This window comes from Klebsiella sp. X13, assembly GCF_003323835.1.
GTDB classification, from domain to species: Bacteria; Pseudomonadota; Gammaproteobacteria; order Enterobacterales; family Enterobacteriaceae; genus Klebsiella; species Klebsiella ornithinolytica.
Genome location: NZ_CP030874.1, coordinates 2,183,515 through 2,196,305, shown reverse-complemented (window position 1 = coordinate 2,196,305; position 12,791 = coordinate 2,183,515). Strand labels below are relative to the sequence as shown.

The 12,791-nt window shown below is 54.0% G+C and carries 14 protein-coding genes; 6 read left to right on the top strand and 8 right to left on the bottom strand.

Annotated features, from left to right (window positions below):
• The first annotated feature begins 365 nt into the window (after positions 1 to 365).
• From pfkB to DSD31_RS10440, 3 genes are all read left to right on the top strand, one after another.
• Positions 366 to 1,298, top strand: a complete 933-nt coding sequence (pfkB, locus tag DSD31_RS10450; RefSeq protein ID WP_004863368.1) for a 6-phosphofructokinase II — start codon at positions 366 to 368, stop codon at positions 1,296 to 1,298.
• A gap of 89 nt (positions 1,299 to 1,387) precedes the next feature.
• Positions 1,388 to 1,672 (top strand): type V toxin-antitoxin system endoribonuclease antitoxin GhoS, encoded by a 285-nt coding sequence (gene ghoS, locus DSD31_RS10445; protein ID WP_004863372.1) that lies wholly within the window; start codon positions 1,388 to 1,390, stop codon positions 1,670 to 1,672.
• 105 nt (positions 1,673 to 1,777) lie between these two features.
• Positions 1,778 to 2,650, top strand: a complete 873-nt coding sequence (locus tag DSD31_RS10440) for a fructosamine kinase family protein (RefSeq protein ID WP_004863375.1) — start codon at positions 1,778 to 1,780, stop codon at positions 2,648 to 2,650.
• A 20-nt stretch (positions 2,651 to 2,670) separates the two neighbouring features.
• Here the strand turns inward: DSD31_RS10440 and tonB are convergent, their stop codons facing one another.
• Positions 2,671 to 3,408, bottom strand: a complete 738-nt coding sequence (gene tonB / locus DSD31_RS10435; RefSeq protein ID WP_113991029.1) for a TonB system transport protein TonB — start codon at positions 3,406 to 3,408, stop codon at positions 2,671 to 2,673.
• 210 nt (positions 3,409 to 3,618) lie between these two features.
• Between tonB and DSD31_RS10430 the strand changes: the two genes are divergently transcribed.
• Complete coding sequence (locus DSD31_RS10430; RefSeq protein ID WP_004863379.1) at positions 3,619 to 3,915, top strand: YciI family protein; 297 nt, start codon at positions 3,619 to 3,621, stop codon at positions 3,913 to 3,915.
• Between the two features lie 50 nt (positions 3,916 to 3,965).
• Here the strand turns inward: DSD31_RS10430 and DSD31_RS26160 are convergent, their stop codons facing one another.
• A complete protein-coding gene (locus tag DSD31_RS26160) occupies positions 3,966 to 4,139 on the bottom strand; it encodes a YciY family protein (protein WP_004863385.1) in 174 nt (57 codons plus the stop codon).
• Positions 4,140 to 4,283: 144 nt separating this feature from the next.
• Here DSD31_RS26160 and cls point away from each other — a divergent pair, with 144 nt between their 5' ends.
• Positions 4,284 to 5,744, top strand: coding sequence for a cardiolipin synthase (gene cls / locus DSD31_RS10425; RefSeq protein WP_004863387.1), 1,461 nt, complete (start codon positions 4,284 to 4,286; stop codon positions 5,742 to 5,744).
• A gap of 34 nt (positions 5,745 to 5,778) precedes the next feature.
• Positions 5,779 to 6,108: an HI1450 family dsDNA-mimic protein gene (locus DSD31_RS10420; protein WP_004863389.1), complete on the top strand. Its 330-nt coding sequence runs from the start codon at positions 5,779 to 5,781 to the stop codon at positions 6,106 to 6,108.
• Positions 6,109 to 6,183: 75 nt separating this feature from the next.
• Here the strand turns inward: DSD31_RS10420 and DSD31_RS10415 are convergent, their stop codons facing one another.
• The 6 genes from DSD31_RS10415 to oppA form a co-directional block, all read right to left on the bottom strand.
• Positions 6,184 to 7,017: an ion transporter gene (locus DSD31_RS10415; protein ID WP_004863394.1), complete on the bottom strand. Its 834-nt coding sequence runs from the start codon at positions 7,015 to 7,017 to the stop codon at positions 6,184 to 6,186.
• Between the two features lie 47 nt (positions 7,018 to 7,064).
• The gene (oppF, locus tag DSD31_RS10410) at positions 7,065 to 8,069 is read right to left on the bottom strand and encodes a murein tripeptide/oligopeptide ABC transporter ATP-binding protein OppF (protein ID WP_004863396.1); all 1,005 of its coding nucleotides are present in this window, start codon (positions 8,067 to 8,069) and stop codon (positions 7,065 to 7,067) included.
• Positions 8,066 to 9,079, bottom strand: a complete 1,014-nt coding sequence (oppD, locus tag DSD31_RS10405) for an ABC transporter ATP-binding protein (protein ID WP_004863400.1) — start codon at positions 9,077 to 9,079, stop codon at positions 8,066 to 8,068. Before oppD ends, oppF begins: the two co-directional genes overlap by 4 nt.
• Before the next feature lie 11 nt (positions 9,080 to 9,090).
• Positions 9,091 to 9,999: an oligopeptide ABC transporter permease OppC gene (oppC, locus tag DSD31_RS10400; RefSeq protein WP_015584100.1), complete on the bottom strand. Its 909-nt coding sequence runs from the start codon at positions 9,997 to 9,999 to the stop codon at positions 9,091 to 9,093.
• Positions 10,000 to 10,013: 14 nt separating this feature from the next.
• Positions 10,014 to 10,934, bottom strand: a complete 921-nt coding sequence (gene oppB / locus DSD31_RS10395) for an oligopeptide ABC transporter permease OppB (RefSeq protein WP_004863406.1) — start codon at positions 10,932 to 10,934, stop codon at positions 10,014 to 10,016.
• An 84-nt stretch (positions 10,935 to 11,018) separates the two neighbouring features.
• On the bottom strand, positions 11,019 to 12,650 hold the full coding sequence (oppA, locus tag DSD31_RS10390) for an oligopeptide ABC transporter substrate-binding protein OppA (protein WP_004863408.1): 1,632 nt from the start codon (positions 12,648 to 12,650) through the stop codon (positions 11,019 to 11,021).
• Positions 12,651 to 12,791: the final 141 nt, after the last annotated feature.

Below are 12,791 nucleotides of genomic sequence, written 5' to 3'. Positions count from 1 at the left end.
CGCAAGGATCGCTATACGCGTCATCCTTCAGGCTACTTCTTTGTTGGCGTCACTAAGACATCCCCCACACAGCATGAACTGTGCTTTCGTGGGATGGCTTCCCTCGCCGCCTCGACGCATCTTGAATGATTTTTGTATCTTGCAGGTCCAATGAAAGGCAAAGAATTATAAAAAAGCACGATTAACATAGCAATCAATTACTATTTCATTTTTTGAATAAGACAGCTCTTAGAACAATCTTTATTTCATAAAGATAAAAATAAAAAGCGCTTTACAAATCGCGACCGGCAATGGCTTCCCCTTCCCGCTAAGAAGTGCCATGCTTAAAAACAGAACAGCTTAACCCGTATCATGGAGGAAATTAGATGACCAAAATCTATACGCTAACGCTGGCTCCCTCACTCGATAGCGCAACGCTGACCCCGCAAATGTACCCCGAAGGAAAACTCCGCTGCAGCGCACCGATTTTCGAACCCGGCGGCGGCGGTATCAACGTCGCACGTGCCATCACCTTTCTCGGTGGTGAAGCAACGGCCATTTACCCGGCCGGTGGCGCCACCGGCGAACATCTTACGGCGCTGCTCACCGCAGAACAGGTCCCGGTTGAGCCTGTCGAGGCGCAAGACTGGACGCGACAAAATCTGCATGTCCACGTAGGCGCCAGCGGCGAACAATATCGCTTCGTGATGCCTGGTGCCGCCTTAACGGAAGAGGAGTTCCGTCGCCTCGAAGAAAAGGTTCTGGCGATCGAGACCGGCTCACTGCTGGTCGTAAGCGGCAGCCTGCCGCCTGGCATCGGCGTTGACAACCTGACTCAGTTAGTCAAAAGCGCACAGCGTCACGGACTTCGCTGCATCATTGATAGTTCGGGCGAGGCGCTGGCCGCCGCTCTTGATGTCGGGAATATTGAGCTCGTCAAGCCTAACCAAAAAGAGTTGAGTGCTCTGGTGGGGCGCGATCTGAGCCAGCCGGATGACGTTCGACGCGCGGCGGAGGAGCTGATTCGTTCGGGTAAGGTCCGCCGGGTTGTGGTCTCACTCGGCCCGCAGGGTGCGCTGGGCGTTGATGCCAGCGGCAGTGTACAGGTCGTGCCGCCGCCGATGAAAAGCCAAAGTACCGTTGGCGCCGGCGACAGCATGGTCGGCGCAATGACCCTGCGCCTGGCGGAAGATGCCAGTCTGGAGGATATGGTCCGCTTCGGCGTCGCCGCCGGTAGCGCCGCCACCATTAACCAGGGTACCCGTCTGTGCTCGTTGGAAAACACGCACAAAATCTACACTTACCTGTGTGGTCGCTAGTTCTCCTTCCCTCTGCTGGCGCAGAGGGAGTCGCCAAATCATCATCATGGTCTATGCTGAAAATTCCATGGATTACAACAGGGTGAAAAATGAGCACAGAAATTGTTACCCGCGTCGTCACGGTTAACTTTCAGGAAGAGACGCTGACCGAAATTAACGAGCTAAGTAATCATCTCACCCGCGCAGGATTTACTCTTGTGCTGAATGATGAAAACGGCAAGGTCCATGAACTGGGTACCAATACCTTTGGCCTGATTTCCGCGCAAAGCGCCGACGAGGTCAAAGCGCTTAGCGCCGGATTGGCGGAAACGGCGCTGGGTCGCCCCGTCGACGTTACCGTCACCACATTTGCTGAGTGGTTGAAAGCTCAATAAGTGCGATTCGTGCAACGGAGCGCGCCAGTTGTGCGTCAGTTCGAATTTTACACCGGGGTTATGGGCTAACCTTATGAAATGGTGGAAAACAAGGGGAGAGACAGCATGTGGCAAGCTATCAGCACGTTGTTAAGCGACTGGCATTCCGAAGCAGCTGAAATCGAACTCCGCAACGAACTGCCCGGCGGTGAAATTCATGCGGCCTGGCATTTACGTTTCGGCGGTCGGGACTACTTTGTTAAATGTGATGAGCGTGAACTTCTGCCTATCTTTACCGCTGAAGCAGACCAGCTTGAGCTGCTGTCACGGAGTAAAACCGTTAGCGTTCCGCAGGTTTATGCGGTTGGCAGCGATCGCGACTACAGTTTCCTGGTAATGGAATATCTGCCCCCTCGCCCGCTGGACGCGCACAACGCCTTCTTACTCGGTCAGCATATTGCACATCTGCATCAGTGGAGCGATCAGCCGCAGTTTGGTCTGGATTTTGATAACGACCTTTCCACCACGCCGCAGCCCAACGCCTGGCAGCGCCGCTGGTCGACTTTCTTTGCCGAACAGCGTATCGGCTGGCAGCTGGAGCTGGCTGCCGAAAAAGGGCTCAGCTTCGGCGATATCGACAGCATCGTCGATAATGTGCAGCAGCGCCTGAGCAATCACCAGCCTCAACCGTCATTGCTGCATGGTGATTTGTGGTCGGGGAACTGCGCGCTAGGCCCGAACGGCCCCTATATCTTCGATCCCGCCTGTTACTGGGGAGACCGAGAGTGCGATCTGGCGATGCTGCCGCTGCACCCTGAACAGCCGCCGCAGATCTACGATGGCTACCAGTCGATATCGCCGCTGCCCTCTGGTTTCCTTGATCGTCAGCCGGTTTATCAGCTCTACACGTTGTTAAACCGGGCGATCTTGTTCGGCGGGCAGCATCTGGTGACGGCGCAGAAAGCGCTGGATGCGGTCTTAATGGAAAAGGCCCCATAAGGGGCCTGATGACAACACGGTTAGCTAATCTCTACGCCTTTCAGACGGAATTTGATCGTCATGGTGACGCCAGTTCCCGGCTTGCCCGCTTCGTAGCGCCATTTGCGCAGCGCATTTTTTACATCGCGTTCAAACATATTGGCGGGCTGCGCGGAGAGAATCTCGACGTTATCCACTCGCCCATCCGGCGTGACATCAAACTTGACGCGTACAGAACCTTCGATACGCAGCGCCTGGGCACGTGTCGGATACGCCGGCTGGTTGCGGCTTATCGCCCGCGGGCCGCTCGGCGCGGTCAGGGTCGGTTTTGCCGTTGCCGGTGCGGAGTTCGGCTGCGTACGTGCTGGCGCCGTATTGGTCGTTTCGAACGGTGAAGCCACGCGCGTTTCCGCCGGTTTCACATCCCGCTTCGGTTGCTCAACCTTCTTCTCCGGCTTCGGTTTAGGCTTAGGCTTCGGTTTGGGTTCGGGCTTGTGAATCACCACCGGCGCTTCTTTTGGTGGCTCCGGCTCCGGCACCACTTCCGGTTCAGGCTCCGGTTCAACAACGGGTTCCGCTACCGGCTGTGCCGCCTGAGGCGGTTCGAGATCTGCCGGCGCAACCATCGTAATTTCGATCGGTTGCGAGGGAGAGGGCCGTTCAATAACCTGATGTACCGAGGTATAAAGCAACCCCGCCACAACGGCACCGTGGATAGCCACGGACAGCAGCGTCGGCCACGGGAAGCGGCGAGGTAAATCAAGGGTCATTGCGCTCATAGTCGTTTCTGTTGAAAAATGATGCCCCGATTTTAAATGCAAATAGCAATCATATTCAATAAGCCTTGTTATCTTGCATCAAAATTTGCCCCGTTTTGTGGGAAAAAACGTCTGAAGCATGGCATTTTAAGTCGGTACGCATCTTTACATTGCAGTCAACGGCGGATTCACTTAACGTGATTCGCCTGTTTATTGATAAGGAGCCTTGCCGTGCTTTACGTTATCTACGCTGAAGACATTGCCGATTCTCTGGAAAAGCGCTTGTCGGTACGTCCCGCCCACCTGGCACGTTTGCAGCTATTACAAGATGAAGGTCGTCTGTTGACCGCCGGGCCAATGCCTGCCGTCGACAGTAATGAGCCTGGCGCCGCCGGGTTTACTGGCTCAACGGTCATTGCGGAGTTCGAATCGCTGGAAGTCGCCAAAGCATGGGCAAATGATGACCCTTACATCGCGGCTGGCGTGTACCAGAACGTCTCCGTGAAGCCTTATAAGAAAGTATTCTGAGACCGTCCGACGCTAAAATAACAGAGGCACCGTAAACGGTGCCTTTTATATCAGTACTCAGTGAAGACAAACAGCAGGGAACCACGTTGTCGTTTCACCAGTTCCTTCCTGATGGAGAGGATGCGCATGTTGCGGCGCGATTGGGCTTCCAGCCAGCGGGACTTGCGGCGACTCACCTGTCTTAGCATGCGCCAGCGCCCTACTTCCGTTCTACTACGCTTCATTGCTACTACTCTACAAGTGAAAAACAGACCACATTATAAACCCATGAATCCGGCTGACCAACGCTTTCGCTGCGTTTTTATTTGCCAGATGGATGTTGATGCGTAAACTCATGACATAGAGTTATTCAAAAGGATTTTTCATCTATGACAACCTTTTACACGGTGGTGAACTGGCTGGTCATCCTCGGTTACTGGTTACTCATCGCCGGTGTAACATTACGCATTCTGATGAAACGGCGCGCCGTACCTTCAGCAATGGCGTGGTTGCTGATTATCTATATTCTTCCGCTAGTGGGGATTATCGCCTATCTCTCATTTGGCGAGCTGCATCTGGGTAAACGTCGTGCGGAACGGGCCCGGGCGATGTGGCCCTCCACCGCCAAATGGCTTAACGATCTCAAAGCCTGCAAACATATTTTTGCCGAGGATAACAGCCCGGTTGCCGAGTCGCTGTTTAAGCTCTGCGAACGGCGTCAGGGGATCGCCGGCGTTAAGGGCAATCAGCTTCAGCTGCTGACCGAGTCTGATGACGTGATGCAGGCGCTGATGCGCGATATCCAGCTGGCGCGGCACAATATTGAGATGGTGTTTTACATCTGGCAACCGGGCGGCATGGCCGATAAGGTCGCGGAATCCTTAATGGCGGCGGCGCGACGCGGCGTTCACTGCCGCCTGATGCTCGATTCCGCCGGCAGCGTCGCCTTTTTCCGCAGCCCGTGGGCAGCCATGATGCGGAACGCCGGCATCGAGGTGGTCGAAGCGCTGAAGGTCAACCTGATGCGTGTTTTTCTGCGCCGCATGGATCTGCGCCAGCACCGCAAAATGGTGATGATTGATAACTATATTGCCTATACCGGCAGTATGAACATGGTCGACCCGCGCTTCTTTAAACAGGATTCCGGCGTCGGGCAGTGGATTGATCTGATGGCGCGTATGGAAGGCCCGGTCGCCACGGCGATGGGCATCGTCTACTCCTGCGACTGGGAGATTGAAACCGGCAAACGTATTTTACCGCCGCCGCCGGACCTCAATATTATGCCCTTTGAAGAAGCCAGCGGACACACGATTCATACCATTGCCTCTGGCCCCGGATTCCCGGAAGATCTGATTCATCAGGCGCTCCTCACCGCCGCCTATTCCGCCAAAGAACATCTGATCATGACCACCCCGTACTTCGTGCCCAGCGACGATCTGCTGCATGCGATCTGCACCGCGGCGCAACGCGGGGTCGACGTCAGCATTATCCTGCCGCGCAAGAATGATTCGCTGCTGGTTGGCTGGGCCAGTCGGGCCTTCTTTACCGAGCTGCTGGCGGCCGGGGTTAAAATTTATCAGTTTGAAGGCGGCCTGCTGCATACCAAAAGCGTACTGGTCGACGGCGAGCTCAGCCTGGTCGGTACCGTGAATCTCGATATGCGCAGCCTGTGGCTGAATTTCGAAATCACGCTGGTCATTGACGACGTCGGATTCGGCGGCGATCTGGCGGCCGTTCAGGACGATTATATTTCCCGTTCGCGCCTGCTGGACGCCCGGTTGTGGTTAAAACGACCGCTCTGGCAGCGGATCACCGAGCGACTGTTTTACTTCTTCAGTCCGTTGCTGTAAAACGTGCCAATCAGATGTTTAACGGGTAGCAATCATGGATATGGATTTAAACAATCGCCTGACCGAAGACGAAACGCTTGAACAAGCTTATGACATCTTCCTGGAGCTGGCTGTCGACAACCTCGATCCGGCGGATGTCATTCTGTTTAACCTGCAGTTTGAAGAACGCGGCGGCGCCGAGCTGTTTGACCCTGCGCCGGACTGGGAAGAGCATGTCGATTATGACCTCAACCCGGACTTTTTCGCCGAAGTCGTGATTGGTCTTGCCGATACCGATGGCGGCGAAATTAACGATATCTTTGCGCGCATTCTGCTGTGCCGCGAAAAAGACCATAAGCTGTGCCATATTCTGTGGCGTGAATAAGCGTCCCCCATACTGAACCACAAAAAAACGGCAGACGGTCACCACACCGCCTGCCGTTTTATTTTTGTTTCCTGACTATTCCGCTAATTCACTGCCGCAGGCGTTGCAAAAACGCGCATTTTTATCATGAGCGGCGTGCTGACAGTTTGGACACGCGCGCGCGCGGCGATGTTGTAATGCGCTGGTCATATGCGTGGTGATAAGTCCGGTCGGAATGGCGATAATGGAATAACCGATTAAGATCAGAACCGAGGCCAGAATTCTGCCGATCGGCGTATGCGGCGTAATATCGCCATACCCGACCGTCGTAATGGTCACAATCGCCCAGTAGACCGACGCATTTAAGGTGGTAAACCCATATTGCGGCCCTTCAATCAGGTACATCAGCGATCCAAAGATAACCATCACGATGGCAATAAAGGAATAAAAGAGGATCAGCTGATGGCGGGCGCTGACGATAGCCGCCCAGAAAATATTCAATGACGGCATAAAGCGCAGCAGTTTAAGAATACGCAGGCAGCGAATCGCCCGCATCGCCCGCCACGCAAAGACATAATTAAGCCCCATCTCCGGCCACATCCACATCACATAGAGCGGCAGGATGGTGGCTAAATCTATCACCCCCCAAAAGCTGAAAATATAGCTGAGGGGTTTCGGCCAGCTGATAATACGCAGGAAATATTCGAGGGTAAAAACAGCGGTGACAAACAGCTCCAGCCAGACAAAAACATGCCATTCATCAAACGTCAGGTGATATTGCGTGCCAAGACCGGACTCAATAAAAATCACCAGCACGCTCAAGAGCGCAAAAATACCGCACAGACCTTCAAATCGTCGTCCGGAACGACGGGTTTGATCGAAGAGTAGATGATACAGCCGCTGGCGAGCGGCGTGAAAATGAACAGCCACGTTTAACCTCGCAAAAAAAAAGGGCTGACCTACGTCAGCCCCAGAGATTATAACGGGTCTACCTTCAGGCAGGAAACCGCATGTCGGAAACTCCCCTCCAGCACCGGCCGCGTTTTCGCACATTCTGGCCCGGCGATGGGACAACGCGTACGGAAAACGCACCCCGACGGCGGGTTAATCGGCGACGGCAGCTCCCCTTCCAGCAGCTGTATGGTTTTGTTCTTTTCCAGATCCGGGTCTGGAATCGGCACCGCGGACATCAGCGCTTTGGTATAGGGGTGCAGCGGATTATGGTACACCTCATCATAAGTGCCCAGCTCCACCGCATGGCCCAGATACATCACCAGAACGCGATCGGAAATATGCTTCACCACCGCCAGATCGTGAGCGATAAAGATCAGCGACAGCCCCATTTCGCGCTGCAGCTGCTGCAGCAGGTTAACGACCTGCGCCTGAATCGATACGTCCAGCGCCGAGACCGGCTCATCGCAGATGATCAGCTTCGGCTCAAGGATCAGCGCACGGGCGATACCGATACGCTGGCACTGGCCGCCGGAAAACTCGTGCGGATAGCGGTTAATCAGGTTCGGCAGCAGACCCACTTTCATCATCATCGCTTTCACGCGGTCACGCACTTCCTGACGCGACATTTTTGGATGATAGGTGCGCAGTGGCTCGGCAATAATTTCGCCGATAGTCATACGCGGATTGAGCGAAGCCAGCGGATCCTGGAAAATCATCTGGATATCGCTGCGAACATCGCGCCACTCTTCCTGCTTCATGCCTAACAGATCTTTGCCAAGCCAGGCGACTTTGCCGTCGGTCGCCTTCACCAGACCAATAATCGCCCGGGCAAAAGTCGATTTGCCGCAGCCGGATTCCCCGACCACGCCCAGCGTTTCGCCCTCGTAGAGACGCAGCGTGACGCCATCCACCGCTTTCAGCGTTTTGGCCGGCTGCCAGAACCACTGCTTGCCATCTTTAATATCAAAGTGGACTTTCAGATCGGCAATTTCGAGCAGGACTTTTCTTTGTTCCGTAACGGCGTTCATAGCAGATCCCCTACCGGTTGAAAGCAGGCGCGCAGGCGGCCCGGTGCAAACTCCTCCAGAGGTGGAGCACTATGACAAATCTCCATCGCGTGCGGGCAACGCGGCTGGAACGGGCAGCCTTTCGGCAGACGCAGCAGGTTTGGCGGATTACCCGGGATGGTCAACAGCGACTCGCCCTCGGCGTCCAGACGCGGAACCGCGTTCAGCAAGCCTATCGAGTACGGATGCGAAGGATGATAAAAGACATCCCGCGCCATGCCGTATTCCATGGTTCGCCCGGCATACATCACCAGCACTTTGTCGCAGATCCCGGCGACGACCCCAAGATCGTGGGTAATCATAATGATCGCCGTATTGAACTCGCGCTTAAGCTCATTCAACAGGGTCATGATTTGCGCCTGAACCGTGACATCCAGTGCGGTTGTCGGCTCATCGGCAATCAGCAGTTTAGGCCGGCACAGCAGCGCCATCGCAATCATCACGCGCTGGCGCATCCCGCCGGAGAATTCGTGAGGATACATTTTCATGCGCTTACGCGCTTCCGGCATTTTAACCGCATCCAGCATCTTCACCGACTCTTCAAAGGCTTCGGCTTTTCCCAGACCTTTATGCAGCATCAGGACTTCCATCAGCTGTTCACCCACCCGCATATACGGGTTCAGGGAGGTCATCGGGTCCTGGAATATCATTGAAATTTGTTCGGCGCGAAGCTTATTCAGATCGCGCTCCGGCAGATTGAGAATCTGGCGGCCGTTAAACAGAGCCGACCCGCCAATCTGACCGTTGGAGGCCAACAGGCCCATCAAAGCAAACGCGGTTTGCGACTTACCGGAACCCGATTCGCCGACGATACCCAGCGTTTCCCCGGCACGCAGGTTAAAATTGAGGTCGTTCACCGCCGTGACATCGCCATCCGGCGTTTTGAACGTGACGCGGAGATCTTTGACATCCAGCAGCAGGCCGGATTGTTGCTGTGCCTGCGGCGCTTTTGCCGTTTCAATTGTGCTCATGACGGCGCTCCTTAGCGATCTTTCGGGTCGAGGGCATCACGCAGGCCATCGCCGATAAAGTTAAAACAGAACAGCGTAATCACCAGGAACCCCGCTGGAAACAGCAGCAGCCACGGCGACACTTCCATAGAGTTCGCGCCATCGCTGAGCAGTGCACCCCAGCTGCTCAGGGGTTCCTGAGTCCCCAGGCCAAGGAAGCTTAAGAAGGATTCAAACAGGATCATGCTCGGCACCAGCAGAGAGGCGTACACCACCACCACGCCCAGTACGTTAGGCACGATATGCCGAACCACAATACTGAATGTTGAGACGCCGCCGACCTGCGCCGCTTCGATAAACTCTTTGCGCTTCAGGCTCAGCGTCTGGCCGCGAACAATACGCGCCATATCCAGCCAGGAGACCATACCGATGGCAACGAAAATCAGCAGGATGTTCTGGCCAAAGAAGGTGACGAGCAGGATAACGAAGAACATGAACGGGAAGGAGTTGAGGATCTCCAGCAGACGCATCATCACGGAGTCGACTTTGCCGCCCAGGTAGCCGGAAAGTGAACCGTAGAGTGTCCCAAGAACCACCGCCACCAGCGCCGCAGCCACCCCGACCATCAGCGAGATACGCCCGCCGATAGCGACACGCACCAGCAGGTCGCGGCCGGAAGAGTCAGTACCAAAATAGTGGCCGGACGTCATGTCCGGCGCACTGGACATCATGCCCCAGTCGGTATCGAAGTAGGAGAACTGCGAAACCATCGGTGCAATAGTCACGAACAGCGCGATAATCACCAGCACAATCAGGCTGGCAACTGCGGCACGGTTATGCATAAAGCGACGGCGGGCGTCCTGCCATAAACTACGTCCTTCGACTTCCAGCTTTTCACTGAAGTTTTCCAACGCCTCGTTGCTTTTCTTACTTAACATCATGGCGAACTCCAGCCTCAATAGCGAATCTTCGGATCGATAACGGCGTACAGCACGTCAACAATCGCGTTAAACAGAATAGTCAGCGCACCGACCAGAATGGTCAGGCTCAGCACCAGCGAATAGTCGCGGTTAAGCGCGCCATTCACAAACAGCTGACCGATACCCGGAAGACCGTAGATCGTTTCGATAACCATTGAGCCGGTGATGATCCCCACGAATGCTGGCCCCATATAAGAAAGAACCGGCAGCAGCGCGGGTTTCAGCGCATGACGTAAAATGATGCGCCGCATCGGCAGCCCTTTGGCTCGCGCGGTGCGGATAAAGTTAGAATGCAGGACCTCAATCATTGAACCGCGGGTAATACGCGCGATACTGGCGATATAGGCTAACGATAAGGCCACCATCGGCAGAATCATAAATTTCAGCGCCCCGCCGTTCCAGCCGCCGCCGGGCAGCCAGTGCAGCGTGATGGCGAATATCATCACCAGCAGCGGCGCAACCACGAAACTGGGTATCACCACGCCGGTCATTGCCACCCCCATGACCGCATAATCCCATTTCGTATTCTGCTTCAGGGCCGCAATAACCCCTGCCGTCACGCCGAGAACTACCGCCAACAGGAAGGCGGCCAGCCCTAATTTAGCGGAGACCGGGAAGCTCGACGCCACCAGATCGTTTACCGAATAGTCTTTATATTTAAAAGAGGGACCGAAATCACCGTGCGCCAGCTGCTTCAGATAATTGAAGTACTGGGTCATGATGGGGTCGTTTAAATGGTATTTGGCTTCAATATTCGCCATCACTTCTGGCGGCAGCGTGCGTTCACCGGTAAATGGACTTCCCGGCGCAAGACGCATCATGAAGAAAGAGATCGTAATAAGAATAAATAGCGTCGGAATCGCTTCCAGACAGCGACGAAAAATAAATTTTAACATTGCCCGTACCTTCTGGCCTGTGCCTATCGAGTGCGATGAATTCAGACACGGTGGGGCAAGCGTCGCCTGCCCCACGTATTGCCATTAATGTTTGATAATATAAAGGTTTTTAACGTAGATATTATCTAACGGGTCTTTACCGGTATAGCCACCCACCCACGGTTTAACCAGACGGGCGTTGACGTAATAGAAGACCGGCACGATCACAGAATCTTTATCGAGCTGCTGTTCTGCTTGCGCATACAGATCGGCACGCTTCGCGTCATCATTCGTTTGTAATGTTTCGGCGATGATTTTATCGAAAGCCGGGCTCTTATAATGAGAGGTGTTATTTGAGCTGTCGCTCAGCATCGTATTCAGGAATGAGGTCGGTTCGTTGTAATCCGCACACCAGCCGGCACGCGCCACGTCGAAGGTCCCCTGATGACGATTATCGAGGAAGGTTTTCCATTCCTGATTTTCCAGCTTGACGTTAGCACCCAGGTTTTTCTTCCAGATGGACGCCACGGCAATAGCCAGTTTTTTATGCAGATCGGAAGTGTTATACAGTAAATTAAAGGTCAGCGGTTTATCGGCGGTATATCCGGCTTCCGCCAGCAGTTTTTTCGCTTCTTCGTTACGCTTGTCCTGAGACCAGGTAAACCACTCTGGTTTGACAACCTTCATGCCATCGGTATACGGCGGTGTATAGCTATAGGCCGGCAGGTCGCCCTGATTCTTCACTTTATTAACGATAATATCGCGATCCAGCGCCATTTTCAGCGCGGTACGAACGCGGGCGTCGGTAAACGGTGCTTTCTGGTTATTAATTTCGTAGTAATAGGTGCAGAGATACGGGTCAACATGGACTTCTTGCGGGATCTCTTTTTTCAGCTTCTGGAACAGTTCAATCGGCATGTTGTTATAGGTCATGTCGATTTCGCCGCTGCGGTAGCGGTTAACGTCGGTCACTTCGGAAGAAATCGGCAGGTAGGTCACCTGATTAATGACGGTCTTCGCGTTATCCCAGTATTGCGGATTGCGCTCAAGCACAATACGTTCGTTAACGACCCAGTCTTTCAGCTTATAAGCGCCGTTGGTCACGATATTGGCAGGCTGGGTCCATTTCTCGCCGTATTTTTCGATAGCGGCTTTTGGCACCGGAGAAACGGATGGGTGAACGAGGAGTTTATAGAAATAAGGAACCGGTTCGCTCAGCGTCACTTCGAAGGTTTTATCATCAATCGCTTTGACGCCCAGATCGGTGATCGGCTTTTTGCCCGCGATAATGTCATCAACGTTCAGCAGGTGGCCATATTGCAGGTAGCTTGCGTAAGGTGAAGCGGTTTTCGGATCCGCCAGACGCTGCCAGCTATAAACGAAATCTTGCGCGGTAACCGGCGTGCCATCGGACCATTTGGCATCTTTGCGCAGATGGAAGGTCCAGACTTTAAAATCTTTATTATCCCAGGATTCTGCGGCCCCAGGGATCGGATGGCCTTGAATATCGCCAATCACTAACCCTTCAAACAAATCGCGGTTAATGTTGGATTCCGGAACGCCTTCAATTTTATGCGGGTCCAGGGATTGCACTTCTGCGCCGTTATTACGTACCAGCGATTGTTTATCCGCCAGCTGCACCCCTGCAGGTACATCCGCTGCCATGGCAACATTCGCGGTAATTAGCGCAGACAAAATCCCCGCGGCTACCAGACTTTTTTTGGTGATGATGGTCATTGTGTTGTTACTCCATTCATTATAATTACTGGCTATTTAACCAGCCTGTTTTTTTCCCCTTACGGGATTCTGTACAGTGCAGGAGTTTATGCTGCTGTCAGACGTTACTGCTTGCTATCACCGACTTATTTATTACGGCCG